Origin of the sequence: Cryobacterium tagatosivorans, assembly GCF_004402215.1 — a bacterium.
GTDB lineage: Bacteria > Actinomycetota > Actinomycetes > Actinomycetales > Microbacteriaceae > Cryobacterium > Cryobacterium tagatosivorans.
Genome location: NZ_SOEZ01000018.1, coordinates 1 through 18,312, shown reverse-complemented (window position 1 = coordinate 18,312; position 18,312 = coordinate 1). Strand labels below are relative to the sequence as shown.

At 66.0% G+C, this 18,312-nt stretch carries 17 protein-coding genes; 9 read left to right on the top strand and 8 right to left on the bottom strand.

Going from position 1 to position 18,312, the window contains the following annotated elements; all coding sequences use genetic code 11:
* Nucleotides 1-15: 15 nt before the first annotated feature.
* From E3O23_RS03520 to E3O23_RS03495, 6 genes are read right to left on the bottom strand one after another with little or no spacing between them, the layout of a single operon-like run.
* Entirely contained in the window at nucleotides 16-1,104 is a 1,089-nt protein-coding gene (locus E3O23_RS03520; protein WP_134488231.1) for a C45 family autoproteolytic acyltransferase/hydrolase, read from the bottom strand.
* Entirely contained in the window at nucleotides 1,101-1,931 is an 831-nt protein-coding gene (locus E3O23_RS03515; RefSeq protein ID WP_134488229.1) for an ABC transporter ATP-binding protein, read from the bottom strand. Before E3O23_RS03515 ends, E3O23_RS03520 begins: the two co-directional genes overlap by 4 nt.
* On the bottom strand, nucleotides 1,928-2,734 hold the full coding sequence (locus tag E3O23_RS03510) for an ABC transporter ATP-binding protein (protein ID WP_134488327.1): 807 nt from the start codon (nucleotides 2,732-2,734) through the stop codon (nucleotides 1,928-1,930). Before E3O23_RS03510 ends, E3O23_RS03515 begins: the two co-directional genes overlap by 4 nt.
* Nucleotides 2,734-3,561 carry an ABC transporter permease gene (locus tag E3O23_RS03505; protein WP_134488227.1) on the bottom strand — a complete coding sequence of 276 codons (828 nt, stop codon included), beginning with the start codon at nucleotides 3,559-3,561 and terminating at the stop codon, nucleotides 2,734-2,736. The genes E3O23_RS03510 and E3O23_RS03505 overlap by 1 nt, the downstream gene beginning before the upstream one ends.
* Entirely contained in the window at nucleotides 3,558-4,496 is a 939-nt protein-coding gene (locus E3O23_RS03500; protein WP_241983306.1) for an ABC transporter permease, read from the bottom strand. The genes E3O23_RS03505 and E3O23_RS03500 overlap by 4 nt, the downstream gene beginning before the upstream one ends.
* 32 nt (nucleotides 4,497-4,528) lie before the next feature.
* Entirely contained in the window at nucleotides 4,529-6,166 is a 1,638-nt protein-coding gene (locus tag E3O23_RS03495) for an ABC transporter substrate-binding protein (RefSeq protein ID WP_134488223.1), read from the bottom strand.
* Nucleotides 6,167-6,298: 132 nt separating this feature from the next.
* Between E3O23_RS03495 and E3O23_RS03490 the strand changes: the two genes are divergently transcribed.
* Complete coding sequence (locus E3O23_RS03490; RefSeq protein ID WP_134488221.1) at nucleotides 6,299-7,336, top strand: LacI family DNA-binding transcriptional regulator; 1,038 nt, start codon at nucleotides 6,299-6,301, stop codon at nucleotides 7,334-7,336.
* A 9-nt stretch (nucleotides 7,337-7,345) separates the two neighbouring features.
* On the opposite strand, the gene E3O23_RS03485 is transcribed toward E3O23_RS03490, so the two are convergent.
* Entirely contained in the window at nucleotides 7,346-9,235 is a 1,890-nt protein-coding gene (locus E3O23_RS03485) for an FAD-binding monooxygenase (RefSeq protein WP_134488219.1), read from the bottom strand.
* Between the two features lie 118 nt (nucleotides 9,236-9,353).
* On the opposite strand from E3O23_RS03485, the gene E3O23_RS03480 reads away from it, so the two are divergent.
* Nucleotides 9,354-10,136, top strand: coding sequence for an MOSC domain-containing protein (locus E3O23_RS03480; RefSeq protein ID WP_134488217.1), 783 nt, complete (start codon nucleotides 9,354-9,356; stop codon nucleotides 10,134-10,136).
* Between the two features lie 32 nt (nucleotides 10,137-10,168).
* On the opposite strand, the gene E3O23_RS03475 is transcribed toward E3O23_RS03480, so the two are convergent.
* The gene (locus E3O23_RS03475) at nucleotides 10,169-11,593 is read right to left on the bottom strand and encodes a PucR family transcriptional regulator (RefSeq protein WP_166790392.1); all 1,425 of its coding nucleotides are present in this window, start codon (nucleotides 11,591-11,593) and stop codon (nucleotides 10,169-10,171) included.
* A gap of 183 nt (nucleotides 11,594-11,776) precedes the next feature.
* Here E3O23_RS03475 and E3O23_RS03470 point away from each other — a divergent pair, with 183 nt between their 5' ends.
* From E3O23_RS03470 to E3O23_RS03440, 7 genes are all read left to right on the top strand, one after another.
* On the top strand, nucleotides 11,777-13,279 hold the full coding sequence (locus E3O23_RS03470; protein WP_134488213.1) for an amino acid permease: 1,503 nt from the start codon (nucleotides 11,777-11,779) through the stop codon (nucleotides 13,277-13,279).
* On the top strand, nucleotides 13,276-13,986 hold the full coding sequence (locus tag E3O23_RS03465) for an SDR family NAD(P)-dependent oxidoreductase (protein WP_134488211.1): 711 nt from the start codon (nucleotides 13,276-13,278) through the stop codon (nucleotides 13,984-13,986). Before E3O23_RS03470 ends, E3O23_RS03465 begins: the two co-directional genes overlap by 4 nt.
* Complete coding sequence (locus E3O23_RS03460; protein WP_134488210.1) at nucleotides 13,986-14,771, top strand: SDR family NAD(P)-dependent oxidoreductase; 786 nt, start codon at nucleotides 13,986-13,988, stop codon at nucleotides 14,769-14,771. The genes E3O23_RS03465 and E3O23_RS03460 overlap by 1 nt, the downstream gene beginning before the upstream one ends.
* 64 nt (nucleotides 14,772-14,835) lie before the next feature.
* Nucleotides 14,836-15,807 carry an agmatinase gene (gene speB / locus E3O23_RS03455; protein WP_134488208.1) on the top strand — a complete coding sequence of 324 codons (972 nt, stop codon included), beginning with the start codon at nucleotides 14,836-14,838 and terminating at the stop codon, nucleotides 15,805-15,807.
* Complete coding sequence (locus E3O23_RS03450) at nucleotides 15,804-16,670, top strand: polysaccharide deacetylase family protein (protein WP_134488206.1); 867 nt, start codon at nucleotides 15,804-15,806, stop codon at nucleotides 16,668-16,670. Before speB ends, E3O23_RS03450 begins: the two co-directional genes overlap by 4 nt.
* Nucleotides 16,671-16,780: 110 nt before the next feature.
* Complete coding sequence (locus E3O23_RS03445; protein ID WP_134488325.1) at nucleotides 16,781-18,016, top strand: aspartate aminotransferase family protein; 1,236 nt, start codon at nucleotides 16,781-16,783, stop codon at nucleotides 18,014-18,016.
* 47 nt (nucleotides 18,017-18,063) lie between these two features.
* Nucleotides 18,064-18,312: aldehyde dehydrogenase family protein (locus tag E3O23_RS03440; RefSeq protein WP_134488204.1), on the top strand; the 249-nt coding region annotated here is incomplete at its 3' end.

The following is an 18,312-nucleotide window of genomic DNA, read 5'->3' as shown; positions in this document are numbered from 1 at the left end:
TGGCTGGAGTGCGCCTTACTGGCTCAGAACAGCCGGAACGACGACCAGACGCACTGGCTCATTCTCTGTCGTCTCCGCGGGTGACCCAGCCGACACAGTCATCGCGCGCGCCGCGGCGTCCAGGGTGATCGTCGCTAGTGTCGCCCAGCGGTCGCCCAGCACGGCTCCGTCTGCAGGAACGCAGCACAGCTGCGCTGCGTCCCCTGGCTGAGAAACCAGGTAAGGCAAGAGGCCGGACGCCACAGGCGGAAGCGGCGAGAGTTGCACCCGCTCAGTGAGAGTTGCGAGGCGCAGCTGAGAGTCCGGGTCGTAGAGCCCGGGCTTCTCGCCCAGGGCCAGCCTGGAGTCCAGGAAGTGGTTCGTGTGGAGCAGCACGTAATCCTGCGGCTCCACGACAGCAGCACCAATCGGGCTCAGCTCCACGATGACGGCGCCTTCCGGGCTTATCACGGTGATTGCACTAGACGTGCTCACCGGAGCGGTTCGCAGGATATTGATCGCCTCGTCGAGTGTCGACGCTTGCGCCAGCACGCGAGCGCCGACCAGGTGAACGGGAACCCCGTCCGCCCGGTCGGCCTGGTGGCCCAGGATATTGAGCAGGATGCCGACACCGGCATCGTTGATGCCGATCTTGCTGAGGATTCCGTGCTCGGTTAATCCGACGAAATCGCGGGCGTTCCCGTGAACCTCCTGCAAGTGCCAGTGCCCCGACAGCTCCTCGTGCCAGTCCCATGTCTGGGCGCCGACGGGGTTGTTAAGCGTGTTGACAACTGTCGAGCATTCGCCGGGCTTGGCCTTGAGGCCGCCTGAGAGGATTTCGGTGCGCGCGTTGAGGGCCGCTACTTGCCAGACGTCGAGCCCGGCTCCTTCGGCGGTCCCCTCCAGCTCCAGGGCGAGGTCGGGACACCAGCGCTCGGTGGCGAGAAGCGCCTGTTCCGCGTTCAGCCTCACGTTCGCGGGACTGATGCCGGCTGCGGTGAAGAGGGACAGATAGATTGCAACGCCGTCGGCCAGCACGTCACGGATCGCCCGGCCGCGTTGAAGGCCGCGTTGGAAGGCATCCGTGGAGTCGACGCGAATTGTTGTCGGAGTCTGAGCGGTCATGAAGTGATTTCTTCCCGAAGGGCACGGATGACGCCGCGCTGGGGTTTCCAGCCCGGGCGAGGGGCACACTCCAGCAGGAGCTGAGTGTAGGGATGCTGTGGGTTGGTCAGCACGTCGGCGGTGGACCCGCGCTCCACGATGCTGCCGCGGCGCATCACGACGACCTGGTCTGCGATCATCTGTACGACAGACAGGTCATGCGTGATGAAGAGGTAGGTCAGTCCTCGGGACTGGCGCAGCTCGGTCAGGAGGGTGAGGATCTGCGCCTGCACCGTGACGTCGAGCGCAGCCACAGACTCGTCCAGGACAATGACAGCCGGATCCGCGGCCAGGGCGCGGGCGATAGCCACGCGCTGCCGTTGCCCGCCGGAGAGCTCGCCGGGGAGAGAGGCCAGCTGGTCCGGTTCCAGGCCCACCTGTGCGAACAATTCAACGCACCGCAGATGCCTGGCCCGGCGATCGAGCGTGGAATGGGCGCGGAGGACTTCGTCCACGGCGGTCTGCACTGGCAGTCGGCGATTGAGCGAACTCTGGGGGTCCTGGAACACCATCTGGATGTGCCGGGCGCGGCGGCGCAATTCGCGCCGGTTCGCCTTGGCGGCGACCAGGTGACCAGCGACGCTGACCGTGCCTGAGTCCGCAGTTTCCAGACCGACGATGATGCGTGCCAGCGTGGTCTTGCCTGACCCCGACTCGCCGACGACGGCCAGACAGGACCCGGGCTCGACGGTCAGTGTGACCGCATCGAGCGCCGTCACAGCCCCGCTGGAGTGGCCGGTATGGAAGGTCTTCGTGAGCGAATCGACGGCAATCGCGGGCGTTGTCATTCGATTCCTCCTGCTGCACGGGTCCAGATCACGCCGGCAGGGCGGGAATCCATCAACTCCCGGGTGTACGGATGCTGCGGATGGTCACGGAGCTGTTCCGGCTTGCCCGTCTCCACCACTACCCCGTTCTTCATCACGTTGATTCGGTCGCAGACGGCCGCGGCGAGGTCGAGGTCATGGGTGACGAACAGCATGGCCATGCCCAGTTCGCGTCGGCAATCGTCGAGGATCGCCATCACTTCGGCCTGGGTGGTGACGTCCAGGGCGGTCGTCGGCTCATCGGCGAGCAGCAGCCGGGGCTTCCCGGCGATCGCCCCCGCGATCACGACCCGCTGCAGCATTCCCCCTGAGAGCTGGTGCGGGTAAGAGGCGAGGACCCGGTCAACGTGCTCGATGCCGACCTGCTCGAGGAGCTCGCCCGCCCGCAGCCGGGCTGCGCGAACGGAAAGGCCCTGGGCGTCGTGCATGCCCTCGACGAGGTACTGCCGGATGGGCAGCACCGGGTTGAGCACGGCGTGCGGGTTTTGAGCGATCATCGAAACGGCCCTCGCCCGCATGAGACGCAGCGGCTCGCCCCGCAGCGCGAGCACGTCGACCCCATCGAGGGTGATGTCGCCGGTGGCCGTGGCGTTCCGTGGTTCGGTGCGGAGGATCGACCGCAGAGTCATGGACTTGCCGCTGCCCGATTCGCCGACCAGCCCGACGGCCTCGCCGGAGTTGACGGTGATCGACACGTCGCTGAGGATCTGGCGTGACGAGTGCTCACCGGTGATGACGAGGTTGAGACCACGAATATCCAGCATCATGCTTTCCTTCCGGCGGCCGCACGGCCGCCCAGACGTTCGCCGACGACGCCGAGGGCGGAGACGGTCAGCACAATGCACAGTCCGGCGAGGACGCTCTCGGCCGGGTAGCCCTTGAGGAGGGACTGCTGCCCGTTTGACACCATGACGCCCCAGTCCGCCTGGGGCGGCTGCACACCAAGACCCAGGAAGGAAAGTGCGGCGAGTTCGATCATCGCGAAACCAAAGTTGATCGTCGCCCCGGTCACGATGAGTGGCGCGACGTTGGGCAGCAGGTGTCTGACGGTGATCGTCAGCCCGGAGATGCCCTGCAGCTGTGGCGACCGGATGTAGGGCAGGTTGCGTTCGCGCATCGCCGTGCTGCGGATGACCCGCGCGGTATAGGGGATGTACGCAATCGACAGAGCGAGGGCGGCTGTGGTGAGGCTCGGCCCGAAGACGGCGATGGCGAGCATCGCCAGCAGGAGGTTGGGGAACGCGAACAGCAGATCGAGCACCCGGCTCATGAAGGAGTCCACCATTCCACCCCACCAGACGCTGGTCAACGCCAGCGTCGTGCCGAAGACCGCGGTGACAACGACCACGATGAGTGGACCGGTCAGGCTCGATCGCGCGCCCCAGAGCAACCGAGAGAAGATATCCCGCCCGGCCTGGTCCGTGCCAAGCAGGTGGGCCAGGCTGGGGCCCTGGTAGCGCTGTATGACGGACCCGATGGTCGGGTCATACGGGGCAATGATCGGTGCCAACAGCGCGCCGAGCACGACCAGGGCGACGAATCCTACGGCGACTGAGCCGAGTGGACCCATACGTTGAAAGAACTTGATCATTTGCTGCGCCTCGTTCCTACCCGTGGGTCGATGGCTGCATAGAGCAGATCGACGAGCAGGTTGATGATGCCGAATGCCGCGACCAGAATGATGGCGATCGCCTGCACGACGGCGAAGTCTTTTCTCTGCACGGCGCTCACCAGCAGAGTTCCGAGTCCGTCGAGGGTGAATGCGTATTCCACGACGAAGGAACCCGCGATGAGCCCCGCGATGTGCACGCCGACGATGGTGCTCACCGGGAGCATGGAGTTGCGGATGACGTGGCGGCGCAGCACCAATCTGCCGGGCACTCCGCGGGCGCTCGCCATGACCGAGTGCTCGGAGTCCCGCTCCTCCCGGATGGCGGTGCGGGTGATACGTGCGACCACGGCCGCGGACGGCAGGGCAAGGGCGAGGGCCGGCAGTGTGAGGTGCCAGATGCGATCGAGAAACCCCGTCCCTGATCCGAAGACGGGGAACCAGCCCAGGCCCACACTGAAGATGCTCATCAGAAGAAGAGCGGCGAAGAAGGTCGGCACCGCGAATCCCAGGTTGGAACCCAAAAGGACGATCTTGTCGACGAAACCGTCGCGAACGCCGGCCCCAATGCCGAGGCCCAGGCCCAGCACGACGATCACGATGGCAGCGAGCAGCACCAGCATCAGTGTGGTGGGCAGACGATTGGCGAGCAGCTCGCCCACATCCTGACGATTGGAGAGCGAGAGCCCGAAATCGCCCTGCAGCACGTTCGTGAGCCAGTTCCAAAAGCGAACGAAGAAGGGGTCATCAAGTGAGTACTGTTCGCGGATCGCGGCCAAGACCTCCGGCGAAACGGTGCGGCCCTGAACCAGGAAGTTCTCCGGGCTGCCTGGCGCCGCGTACATGGCAGCGAACACCAGGAAGCTTGACACGACGAGCACCCCGGCCAGAGCGAGCAGCCTGCGCATGACGAACATCACTGTGATGACCCCTTCTCGTTCACGGTCGCCTACTCGGCCGCAGCCCCGAGGTCGGCGGCCCAGGGGTAATAGAGGTAGACGAAGGATGCCGGGACGCCCGTAATCCGCTTGTTGAGGAACAGCCGCACCGAGGGGTCCGCGATCGGGATCCATGGCAGGTCAGTCATGGCGATGTCCTGGATCTCGTTCACGAGCGCCGCGCGTTCGTCCTCGTCGGTCGCTGCGGCCGCTTCGGCGAGCAGGTCGTCCACCTCTGGACTGCTGTACTCGTTGTAGTTCTGAGATCCACCGGTGCCCATGATGGTCCGCAGGAAGTCGAGCGGGTCCGGCACGTCCATATAGTTATTGGTCACAAACGCGTCGTGGCCCTGGCGTGCCTTCGGGTCGGAGAAGAACGCGCCGAACTGTGCGCTCGGGATTCCTTCCGGCTCCACCTTCAGGCCGATGGCGGCAGCGCCATTAGAGATCTCCGAGATGATGTCGGCGTAGTAGGTGCGCTCGGAGGGATAGACGATCTTGATGGGCTGAGTCAGGTCGACCGTGGCCTCTTTCAGGACCTCTCTGGCCCCCTCGATGTCGACGCCCGTCGGCGCGAGGTTTTCTCGGCCGGATTCAAACTCACTCGCGCCGTAGGCCCAGCCGTTGTTGGGGACGAGCGACCGGGAGGCCTGGGCAGTTCCCTCGAACACGGTGTTCGCGATGGCTTCCCGGTCCGTGGCCATCATGAGTGCCTTGCGCACGGCCGGGTCCGCGAACGCGCCGTTACCGGTCCCGATGATGGCGACGAGCTGGAGTGATCGCCCGAGGTTGAGGGTGCCCTCAGTGGAGTTCTGCAGGGTACTCAGCGCACCCAGAGGGACGTCGTAGGAGCCGTCAATGGCTCCGGTGGACAGCGCGTTGGCGATGGCGGCGGAGTCGACGATGAAGTTGATGTCGACCTGCGCGGTCTTGGCGGCCTTGTCCTCGTTCCAGTAGCTGCTGTTGCGCTGGAGGGAGATGGACTGGCCCTCGTTCCACGCGCCGACGGAGAAGGGTCCGGTGCACATGACCAGGCCGGCGGGGGTGCCATAGCTCTCGCCGGCGGCTTCGCGGTGGGCCTTCTGCACTACTGTGCCGACGGGGGTGACCATGTAGGAGTTGAACGTGGCATCTGGCGCCTTGAGCTTGACGGTGACCTCCCAGTCGCCGGTCTGGTCGATGGAGGCGATGTTGTCGACGATGCCCCCGGCCCAGTAGCTGCCCTCGTTCGGATCGAGCTGGCGACCCAGGCTGAAGAGAACGTCTTCGGTGGTCATCGGCTGGCCGTCCCAGAAGGTCACGCCTTGCCGCAGGGTGTAGACGTAAGTCGACGCGTCGGGGCTGTCCACCTTCTCGGCCAGATTGGGAGTGATGCTGTAGTCGGGCTGCAGCTGCATCAGGCCTTCGCAGAGGTTCGCGACGACGGTGTTTTCCGGGTAGTTGAAGGCCTTGATCGGGTCGAGCGAAGCCGGCTCACCGAAGGGCAGGTTCCAGGTGGCGAGGTCGAGCTCACCGACGGCCTCGGGAGTGGTGACCAGGAGATCATCCTTGGCCAGGCTGGGGCCTTCGGAGGTCTTGGGAGCACCGGCACAGCCGGTCAGAGCCAGGGTGAGAACCGCGAGAGCGGCGACTGCTTTCTTCTTCTTCATATGGAGCCCCTATTTCTTGGTGAGGGAGATGCCGGCACGTGCAGTGATTGAGAACCTAGCGGAACAAAACGTTTTGGGCGAGGAATGAGCAAAACGATTTGTGAACTGATTTGACGGAGTAGTGTGCTTCTCGTGAGCACTTCAGGACGGCGGGTCACCATTCACGATGTCGCGCGGAACGCGGGGGTCTCCATAACCACCGTCTCCCATGCTCTGAACGGCAAGGGCGTTGTGGCGGCGGCCACGCGGAAGAGGGTCGTCGATGCCGCCGCAACACTCGGCTACAGCGCGGATGCGATTGCGCGTGGGCTGCGCAGCAACCGCTTGGGCATTCTCGGGCTGGTCATTCGCCCCCTCGACACCCTTGATTCGTACTTGCCCGTCGGGGTTGACTACTTCGTCCGGTTCGCCGGGGCCGCCGCCGTGGCCGCCCTTGACCGCGGGTTCGGCCTGATGCTCGTGCGTGACCCGACGACTGGCAGCGTGCCGGGGATCGCGCTCGCCGTGGACGGCTTCATCATCTCCGATCCGGTCGGGAACGATCCCGTGATCGGACTGCTGAAACGCAATGGCATCCCATTGGTGACCGTGGGCAGAGACGTGGATCGGCCCGACTTCACCGACTGGATCGGGACGGGCACAGGGGCGGATTCAACTGAAGTGTTTGCACACCTACTCGACCGTGGCGCGCAGCGCGTGGCCCTCGTCGCCGGTACGGATGCCAATGCCTGGAACGCCGACAGCGAGATCGCCTATCGCTCGTGGTGCGCAGGTCGCGGCCAAGAGGCGATCGTCTACCGTGAGGACGAGCGATCGGGGGAGAGCGGAGGCCGAATGGTCGCCGACGTGATGCTGGATTCGGGGGAGCCGGTGCCGGACGGCATCTACTGCCTGACTGGACGGCATGCCTCCGGTCTGCAAGCGCGACTCCGGGAGGCGGGCCTCACCGTTCCCGGCGACGTCATGATTGTGGCCGGGTCTGATTCCGAACAGACCCGCAGCAGCAGGCCGACGATCACGTCCGTTGACCTGAGTCCGGAGGCAACGGCGACGGCGGCGGTCAATTTCCTGCTCTCCCGACTCGACGGCGACGCACGGAGCGGTCCACCTTCAGTCAAGAACGTGCTGCGCGCCCGCGAGTCGACGAACCGCCCATTGGTTGACTCGTGAACACGCCGGCTACCGCACGAGCAGCATCTGCCGGAAGAACGCAGCCAGCTCCGCCGTCGCCGTCAGCGGCAGCACGTTCGCCACGTAGTGGTCCGGGCGCACCACCACAACGGCGCCACCGCGGTTGATTCCGCGGAGCTCGAAAATGTCGTGCTCCGGATCGGCGGCGTACAGCTTCTCGTAGTCGATCAGCCCGAACGGGCCGGTCTTCGGCAGGAACACCTCGGGAACACCGCCGATGTCCACTCCGGTGTGCGCCTGCTGGTAGACCGCCTTGATGTCGAAGACGCTGTCGATGTCGCTCCCCGCCGGGGTGTGCACGAGCAGCGGCGACTCCGGCGAGGTCCGCACCCAGTGCGCCCAGTCCGCCAGCGCCGAGGGCTCACCGGAAACCGCGGCATCCGCGAACGCGTACACGCGCCAGCGTCCATCGGCGCGGTGGTGGTGTCCGAGCTGCACCGGGTTGGCGTCGCCGACGCGAACGACCGGGGCGGACTTGAAGCGCTTGCCGACCGGGAACCCGGTAGCGAGTTCCTGGTGGGTCGACTCGCCGATCAGCATCGACGGCGGGTACTGCGTCATGAAGCCGGCCGGGAACTCGGCGGTGCGGGTGTAGAAGTCTTCGAGCTCCGAGGGGTCTTTGAGGTCCTCCGGCTTCGTCGCCATGAGGGTCGACCACTGCTTGTCGAAGTCGATGAGGTTCTTCGCGATGACCTGGCGCTCGGCCGAGTAGGTGCCGAGCAGGGTCTCGGGGCTGCGACCGTCGAGCACGTGGCCGAGCTTCCAGCCCAGGTTGAAGCCGTCCTGCATCGACACGTTCATGCCCTGGCCGGCCTTGGCGCTGTGCGTGTGGCACGCGTCGCCGGTGATGAAGACCCGCGGCGTGCGGGTGCCGATTTCTGCGGGGAGCACGTCGTCGAACCGGTCGGTGAGTCGATGGCCGACCTCGTACACGCTGTGCCAGGCGACGTTTTTCACGTCGAGCGTGTAGGGGTGCAGGATCGCGTTCGCCTTCGCGATGATCTCCTCGATCGTCGTCTTGCGCACGGCACCGTTGTCATCATCGGCCACGTCGCCCAGGTCGACGTACATGCGGAACAGGTATCCGCCCTCCCGAGGAATGTGCAGGATGCTTCCACCCGAGCCGGACTGGATCGCGCACTTCGTGCGAATGTCCGGGAAGTCGGTGACCGCGAGCACGTCCATGACTCCCCAGGCGTGCTTTGCCTGGTCGCCGGCGAGCGTGCAGCCGATGGAGTCGCGCACGCCGCTGCGGGCGCCGTCGGCGCCGACGACGTACTTGGCGTGAACGATACGCTCCTGGCCCGCGCGTTCCCCGGTCGTGTGCACGAGCGTCACCGTGACGGGATAGTTGCCCTCGTTCGTGTTCTCCAGGCCGCGGAACTCCAGGCCGAAGTCGGGCTTCATCCGCGTCGGCGAATTGGCCATCACCTCGGCGAAGTAGTCCAGCACGCGCGCCTGGTTGACGATGAGGTGCGGGAATTCGCTGATGCCGGTGGGGTCGTCCACCGCGCGGGCGGTGCGGATGATGCGCGAGCGGTCGCTCGGGTCCGGCTTCCAGAAGGCCATCTCGGTGATGCGGTAGGCCTCGGCGATGATGCGCTCCGCGAAACCGAACGCCTGGAAGGTCTCCACGCTGCGGGCCTGGATGCCGTCGGCCTGCCCGATCGGAAGGCGTGCGCCCCGCCGCTCGACGATGCGCGTCGTGATGCCGGGGAACTGGGAGAGCTGGGCGGCGGTGATCATGCCCGCCGGGCCCGTCCCGACGATGAGAACGTCGACGTTCTCGGGGAGCTCCTCGGGGCGATCGAGGCCGACCCCCGCGGCGTCCTGGATGCGCGGGTCTGTGGATACGTATCCGTGGTGGTGAAACTGCACGGCTTCCTCACTTCGTTGTGGGCGAATTGGACATCGCTGTCGTCGCTTGTTGAATCGTATATCATTTGGTTGGCTGCGGGAGGTACCTCGCGGGCCTTGACCTCATTCGACCGATTGGGTGATCAGAACAGTGCATCTGCGCGACATTGGTGTGTCGGCGCTGAAGGGTGGCCGCCACCAGCCATGGGACCAGGTTCTTCTCCAGTCCGACGGACCGGTCGGGGACCGAGTCTTCGCGGTCGTCGATCCAGACGGCGGACAGGTTTTGAAAACTGTCGAGCATCCGTCCCTTCTGTCCTGCGAGGCGCGATGGGACAACGGGGTGCTTTCCGTGGACATCGGCGGGCGGCAGGTCGCTGCGGAGCCCGAGATGAGCGGCGAGTACCTCACACTCGACTACTGGGGCCGTGCCAGCCGGATGGAGGTGGTCAACGGGCCCTGGGCCGGTGAGTTCTCCCGGCTCCTGGGCCGGAGCGTGGCTCTCGCGCGGAGCGTGGTCGCAGGAGGCGTGGTTTTCGGCGCGTCCGTCACGATCGCCACGACGAGCTCACTGCGTCGGCTGGCCCGCGAATCCGGAATTGCCGTTGACGAGCGCCGGTTCCGGTCCACCTTCACGATCGACACCGGCGACGCCGCAGCACATGTGGAGGATTCCTGGGCCGGCCGCGAACTCGAGCTCGGGGGAGCGCGCCTGCTGGTGAAAGGCGGTGTCCCTCGCTGCGCGGTCATCGACCTCGATCCGGATACCGGCGCTCGCGGAACGAGCCTGCTGAAGACGCTGGCCGGCTATCGACTGGATGCCGGCGAGATCCTTTTCGGCGTCTACGCCGAGGTCATCCGGGCGGGGAACGTTACCCGCGGAGACCAGGCCCGATTGCCGCCCACACCTGCCACGCACTGACCCATATGTCGGAGGGAATCTCACCCCGTGGGTCACGGAGCATATCGTCGCGACCTGTCGTAGGCCCACAGGGCAATGGCCAGGGAGGCTCGGTCGTTGTCTTCCAAGGGGTTTCGGCCGACGATGACCGCGATCCGCCCGAGTCGATGACGGACCGTGTTGACGTGAAGGTACTGGGCTTCGGCTGTTGCCTGCAGGGACCCCTGGTGCTCGATGAACGTGCGCAAGGTCGCCAGGAGCTGGCTTCCCCGGCGGGCGTCCTGTTCCAGCAACGGTCGGATGAGCTGGTCGATGAAGGGAACAAGCCGCACGGGCGGCTGTTGTTCCAATAGCCCGGTGAGGCTGGTCAGGCTTTCCGGGCCGGCAACCTTCCCGTGACGACGCGCGAGTCGAAGCGTCGCTCGGGCTTCACCGATTCCCCTCGCGATCTGGGAAACGTCGACCGGGCTTCCGTGGCCGGAGACCAAACCCAGATCGCGGGCAGTGTCGTACACGGTCTGCGGGCTGGTCGTGACGACGAAAGTGGCTTCGGGCGCGTCTGCGATCAACGTGCCGGGCAGGTGCGCGGCGAGGAGTTGTGCTGTTTCCGCCGGCCATGCCGAGATCGTCACAGATTTCCCAACAAGGCCCGCCCTCTGCAACTCCGGCATGAGGGCCGCAGAATCAGCCAAGCCGTCGGAGACCAGGGCGAAAAGTTGCCCGATGCGTTGACGGTTCTGAATATCACGGTCCGCCTTCTCGTGCCGGGCGATCTCGAGAATTCGACCGATCTGGCCGAGCAGGTCGGCATCGGGCGCGGGGGACTGGCCCTGCCAAATGAGCAGGTTTCCTTCCGCCGTCGAGATGGAGACAGCCCCCGGCGCGTCGTCAACCACTGCGCCGAGGGCCGCGGGGAGCAGCTCAGTTGCAGGGTCGACGGGCTCGAAGGTGAGCGAACCTCCCAGGGCGGCAGTACAAACGCTCAGGATGTCTTCCATCGGCGCATTCTCGCGAAGAGCCGCCAGCAGCCTGCCGACCAACTCCGCATTGCGCTGGCTGCTTCCGGTTTGAGCGCGAACGCGCGCGTCGGCGAGAACATCATTAATGGCGAGGAAGGGGACTCCATGGGCCATCTCGATCAGCGGCACGGAGAGCCGTCGGCATTCCTTGATCAATGCCCGGGGAATCTGGGTGTGAACCTCTCCGATGCCGAGACAGATTCCGGCCGAGCCCGTCGCATGGACCGCTTCGACCAGCCGCGCACAACTGGATGCATCCAGCAGCGCCGACCCCACCGTGCAGACGAGTTCCGCTCCGCGCAAATGCGGCCGGGGGTCGGTCATTTCCGTGGCGTGGGCCCAGCTGACGACCCGGGGCAGCGCCCAGTCGGAACCCACGATGAGCCGGAGTCCGAGTTCTGTCACTTCGACGAGTTCCCCGAGTTCCAGGCCGAATGCCGGAGCGATCGGTTTGGCCACTTCTACTACCCTCATTTCAGAATGTCCGGTATGCAACGCAATTGTTGCTTATACGATCGCCTTAGATTAGAGGTTCCTACAATATCACCCACCGTCCTCGGTGGTTCTTCCTAAGTTGTGGCCGAAAGTGGCCGCCGCATCCCGAATCAATTCATAATTGCGAGAGTCGAAGGAGACCACACCATGACCCAGACCGAAACGGTCGCTGCCGCCGAAGGCATCACCCTCAAGCGAGATTTCAACCTCTTCTCATCCTTTGCGTTCGGTTTCGCGTTCATCTCGCCGATCGTCGCGCTCTATGGGATCTTCGGCGTTGCCCTGTCCATCGCCGGCCCGTCCTTCTGGTGGGGCTTTCTCATCGTCTTCGGCGGCCAGCTCCTGGTCGCCCTCGTCTTCGCGATGCTGGTTTCGCGCTGGCCCATCGAGGGGTCGATCTACCAGTGGTCTGCTCGTCTCGGGGGCAAGGCATTCGGCTGGTTTGCCGGCTGGGCATACATGTGGACCCTGCTGATCGCGATGGCAACCGTCGCCATAGCCGCAGCGGGTTTCATCGCCAACGTCATTGGCATCGACAACCCCACCGGCGTCGACAAAGCCTGGATTGCGCTGGTGGTCCTGGTCCTCGGAACGGCCGTGAACCTGGCCGGACGGATGGTGTTGAAGGTCTTCATGATCGGCAGCATCGTGGCTGAAATCGTCGGCTCGCTCGGCCTCGGCACCTGGCTTCTCTTCTTCCACCAGCACAACTCCATCAGTGTCCTGTTCGATGGGAGCGCGGGGCTCGCACCGGGAACTGACTACCTGTCGCTCAGCGGTCCGTTCCTGCTCGCCATGGTCTTCATCGGTTTCTCGTTCGTCGGGTTCGAGAGCGCTGGCGCGATTGCCGAGGAAGTCAATGAGCCGCGCAAGAACCTGCCCAAGGCGATCCTCTTCGCACTCATCTTCATTGCCGTGGTCGTCATGTACACGAGCCTCGCCCTCATCCTCGCCGTTCCGGACCTTGACGCCGTGCGCAGCGGCAGCGTCGCTGACCCGGTGAACTTCACTCTCACGTCGCAGCTCGGCAGCCAGATCGCCAAGCCCGTCGAGATCCTCTTCGTCATCGGCTTCCTGGCCAGCTTCCTGGCCCTGCAGACCTCCGCGTCACGAATGATCTGGTCGTTCGCGAGGGATGGCGCACTGCCGGCTTCGAAGATGCTGTCCCGGCTGAGTCGGAAGCAGCGCCAGCCCGTGGGCCCCTTGCTGATCACGATGGTCGTCGGCGGCGCCTTGTTCCTCCTGAGCGACGTGGCTGAGAACGTGTACACGCTGATGCTGAACTTCACCTCCGGCGGATTCTTCCTCTCGTTCCTGTTCCCGCTCGTCGGATTCGTTGTTGTGAATCTGCGCGGACGCTGGCGTGCCGGCCCGTTCACCCTCGGCAAGGCAACGCTCCCGCTCGCCGTGATCGCGCTGATCTGGGCCACCTTCGAATTCCTCAACATCGCCTGGCCGCGGCCCGTGTACGAAGAGTCCTTCCTCGACTGGTCGATCTGGATCGCCGTCGCCGTCCTGAGCGTCGTCGGAACGGTGATCTACCTGGCCGTTCACAAGCGCATCCCCGTCGTCACCGGACTGGAATACCGGATGCCCGAAGAGCTCCTGCCGCCGGAGAACCTCCCGGAAAAGGAATCGCAATTCTCATGAGCCAGAACGCGGCGGCACGCAAGGTGGCCATCGTCACGGGCACAGCCAGCGGAATCGGGGCGGCCGCCGCAGCGGAACTCGAGTCCCGCGGCTGGACCGTCGCCGGGTTCGACCTCAGGCCCTCGCCGCAGTGCTCCTTCGACGCGTGCGTCGACATGGCCGATCCGGAGGAGGTCAGGGCCGCGGTCGCTCGGGTCGAGCAGGAACTCGGGCCGGTTAAAGCCGCGGTTTCGGCCGCCGGCTACTACGAAATGCTGCCCGTGTCCGAGATCACGCTCGACCACTGGCGCCGGATGCTCTCGGTCCATGTGGGCGGATTCGTCAACCTGAGTCGCGCGGTGATGCCGGGAATGACAACGGCCGGCGGCGGGTCGATTGTGGCGATCACGAGCGAACTGGCCATCGGCGGCGGGTCGCAGGACGCGCACTACGCGGCCGCGAAAGGCGCGTTGCTCGGCCTCGTCCGGAGCCTCGCCGCGGAGTCCGCACCCAGCGGAATCAGGGTCAATGCCGTCGCGCCGGGCCCAACGGACACGCCCCTGCTCGCAGCCGACTCTCCGTGGCGCGCCCCGGAATACCTGGCCACCCTTCCCCTGGGCAGGCTGACCTCACCAGAGGAAGTCGCGATCTGCATCGCATTCCTTCTCGACGAGGGCACATTCTGCGTCGGGGAAACCCTCAACCCCAATGCTGGAGCGGTGATCTGATGCCCGAGAACACCGGCCATCCCTACCCCGATCTCGAAGGCAAAGTCGTCCTCGTCACCGGCGCGGCGCAGGGCATGGGCGCGGAGCACGCCCGCCGGCTTGCCGCCTCGGGCGCCACCGTGGCGGTGAACGACCGGGAGGCCTCGGCCGAGCTGTCGGCCCTCGCCGCGGAGCTGTCCGGACTGGCCGTGCCCGGCGACGTGTCGGACCCGGATCAGGTTCGCGCACTGGTGCAACGGGTCGAACTGGAAGTCGGCCCGGTGGACGTCCTGGTCGCCAACCACGCCTTCATGACCATGGGGCCGTTCCTGGAGGCCGACCCCGCGGACTGGTGGAAAGTCATCGACACCAACCTCGGTGGCACCTTCCACCTCGTCCAGGCCGTCCTGCCGGGGATGCGACGTCGCGGAGCCGGACGCATCGTGGTGATCTCCAGCGAGTGGGGTGTCACGGGGTGGCCCGGCGCGACGGCCTACTCGGCTTCGAAGGCCGGCCTGATCTCACTGGTCAAAACGCTGGGCCGCGAACTGGCCCCCGAAGGCATCATCGTCAACGCGGTCGCACCCGGCGTGACCGACACCCCCCAGCTTGAGGTCGATGCCCGAAGCGCCGGGATCTCCCTCGACGAGATGCGGGCCGTCTATGCCGCCGGCATCCCCCTGGGCCGGATCGGCACGTCGCCCGAAATCGCGGCGGCGGTCGCGCTGCTGTGCGATTTCCGACTCTCCGCGATCATCGGCCAGGTGGTGCAGGTCAACGGCGGCTCCACGAGAGGGCGAGCGTGAGCATGCCCCCGATTCCAAATTCTTCACGCCTCCGGGCTGCACAGCACACAGAAGGAAACACGTCATGAACACTCCCGACATCAGCGCCCGAAGCACGCCGGTAGGCCAGGTCGACGGCCAGAAGTCCCCGCGCTACGCCGGCCTGACCACTTTCGCCCGGTTGCCCCGGCGCGAGGATGTGCCGGACTATGACGTGGCGGTCGTCGGCATCCCGTTCGACGCGGGGGTCACCTACCGTCCCGGAGCGCGCTTCGGCCCCTCGGCGATTCGCGAAGCCTCCCGGCTGCTCCGCCCGTACAACCCCGCTCTCGACTCGATGCCCTTCGCGGACGCGCAGGTGGTCGACGCGGGCGACATCGCCTGCAACCCGTTCGACATCGTGGAAGCGCTCGGGGAGATCGAGGCAGGGCTCGCCGAGCTCATGGCGGACGGCCGCCTCGTCCTCGCCCTCGGCGGCGACCACACCGTCGCCCTCCCGGCCCTTCGGGCGGCCCACGCCCAGCACGGTCCGGTCGCCCTGGTGCATTTCGACGCACACCTCGACACGTGGGACACCTACTTCGGAGCGCCGTACACGCACGGCACCCCCTTCCGCCGCGCCTCGGAGGAAGGGCTGATCCGCAAGGACAGGTCGGCCCACGTCGGAATCCGCGGATCGCTCTACGACCCGGCAGATCTCACCGACGATGAGAAAATGGGCTTCACCATCGTGCACTGCCGCGATTTCGACCGCATCGGGGTCGACGGCATCCTCGAGCGGGTCCTTGACCGGGTCGGCGACGCTCCGGTGTATATCTCGATCGACATCGACGTCCTGGACCCGGCATTCGCGCCCGCCACCGGCACGCCGGAAGCCGGGGGCATGACAAGCCGCGAACTCCTCGCGGTGCTCAGGGGGTTCCGCCACAACAAAATCGTCGGCGCCGACATCGTCGAGGTGTCCCCGGCCTACGACCACGCGGCCATCACGGCCGTGGCGGCGGCGAATCTTGCCTATGAGCTGATTACGATCATGTCTGCGCAGAGCCGCGAATGACCGCCGCAGGTCCCATCCGATGGCCGGAAGGGAAGCAGTCGGCAGCGGCGTTCACCTTCGATGTCGATGCCGAGTCGGCCGTGCTCTGGAACGCACCAGGGAACGCCGACCGGATGAGCGTGATGAGCCACCAGGCCTACGGCCCGCTCGTGGGCGTTCCCCGGCTGTTGCGGATGCTCGATCATCATCAGATCCGATCCACCTTCTTCGTCCCCGGGTACACGGCCCACCGGTATCCGGGAATTGTCAGGGACATCGCCAGGGCCGGCCACGAAATCGCCCACCACGGCTACCTGCACGAGCAACCGAGCGCCGTCGATCTCGCCGGCCAGATCGACAACCTCGATCGGGGACTGGACGCCCTGGCCGAGGTGGTCGGCGTGCGGCCGGTTGGCTACCGGGCCCCGATGTGGGATCTGTCCTGGGAGACCCCGGCGCTGCTGGCCGCGCGTGGATTCCTCTACGACTCGAGCCTGATGGATGCGGATGTTCCCTACGAGCTGTCGATCACGCCGGGCTCCGCGGAGTCGATCGTTGAGATTCCCATCCAATGGGCCCTGGACGACTGGGAGCAGTACTGCTTCCTCCCGGACATTTCGGGCAGCGGCCTGATCGAGACGCCGGCCAAGGCCCGCGAACTCTGGACCAGCGAGTTCGAGGGGCTCCACGACGAAGGCGGATGCTGGGTGCTCACGAATCATCCCTTCCTTTCCGGCCGGCCGGGGAGAGCCCGGCAGCTCGGCGAGCTCATGGCCGAGGTCAAGGCCACCCCGGGCGTGTGGGTCGCGTCGCTCGAGGAAATCGCGCAGCACACCCGCGGCCTCGGGCTCGCACCGCGGTCAATCGTCCGGCCGGAAATCTAGCCGCGACTCCCACCGTCGCCGAACCACTCCTTACCGCGCTTCGGCGCCATCCCCACTACAGAAAGACACCGAATATCGTGTATGACACCACCGGCCATGACACCGTCAAACTGACCGCAGGGGCAGGGCTCGACCAGCGCACGGTCGAGCTCGATCGTGCCTTCGTTTTCCACTCCTGGTCGGCGCAGGGCGCCCTCAAGCCGCTCGTCATCGCCGGCGGGCTGGGCTCGCGCGTGTGGGACAACGCCGGTCGCAGCTACCTGGACTTCTCGAGCCAGCTGGTGAACGTCAACATCGGCCACCAGCATCCGGCCGTCGTCAAGGCCATCATCGAAGAGGTCGGGACGCTAGCGACCATCGCGCCGTCGACGGCCAACCTCGCCCGCGGCGAAGCGGCCAAACGGATCGTGGGCCGGGCACCGGCGCGGTTCAACAAGGTCTTTTTCACCAACGGCGGTGCGGATGCGATCGAGAATGCGATCCGGATGGCCCGGTTGCACACCGGCCGCGACAAGGTGCTCTCGACCTACCGTTCGTACCACGGCAACACCGGGTCGGCCATTGTCGCGACCGGCGACTGGCGCCGCATCCCGAACGAATTCGCGCGCGGACACGTGCACTTCTTCGGCCCGTACCTCTACCGCAGCGAATTCTGGGCGACAACGCCGGAGCAGGAAAGCGAACGCGCCCTGCGCCACCTGGAGCGCATGATCCAGAGCGAGGGCCCGACGTCGATTGCTGCCGTGCTGATCGAATCGATCCCGGGCACGGCGGGCGTGCTGGTGCCGCCGCCCGGGTATCTGGCGGGCGTGCGGGCGCTGTGTGACCGGTACGGCATCCTGCTGATCCTGGACGAGGTCATGGCCGGGTTCGGCCGCACCGGGCGCTGGTTCGCCTTCGACGGCTACGACGTCGTGCCCGACCTGATCACCTTCGCCAAGGGCGTCAACTCCGGCTACGTTCCGACGGGCGGCGTGATCATCTCGGACTCGATAGCGCATACCTTCGACACGAGCGTCTTCCCGGGCGGCCTGACCTACAGCGGTCACCCGCTGGCGATGGCGTCCATCGTCGCGGCGCTGGACGCGATGGAGGACGAGGGCATCGTCGAGAACGCGGCCCGGATCGGCCGCGATGTGCTCGCGCCGGGCCTGGCGGATNCCCGCGAGCCGCTCAACGGGGCGGTGATGGGGCGGATCAAGGCCGAGCTGCTCGGCCGTGGCCTGCTGCCCTTCCTCGCGGACAACCGCATCCACGTCGTGCCGCCCTGCGTCGTCACCGACGACGAGGTCGCCGAAGCCCTCGCCGTCTACGACGAGGTGCTCGGCCTCGACCTGCTGGCCTGATCGCCGGCCCCCACAATCCACAACACCGAAAGAATCGAAAGATAACTATGAACGCCATTCCCACTGTCAGCCATTGGATCGATGGAGCTGCCGCCGCCGGTACCTCCACGCGCACCGCGCCGGTCTTCAACCCGGCGACCGGCCAGGTCGCCCGGAACGTGAGCCTGGCCAGCACGGCCGACGTCGACGTCGCGATTGCGTCGGCCCTGGCCGCGTTCCCGGCCTGGCGCGACACCTCGCAGGCGAAGCGCCAGACCATCCTGTTCAACTTCCGTGAGTTGCTCAACGCCCGCAAG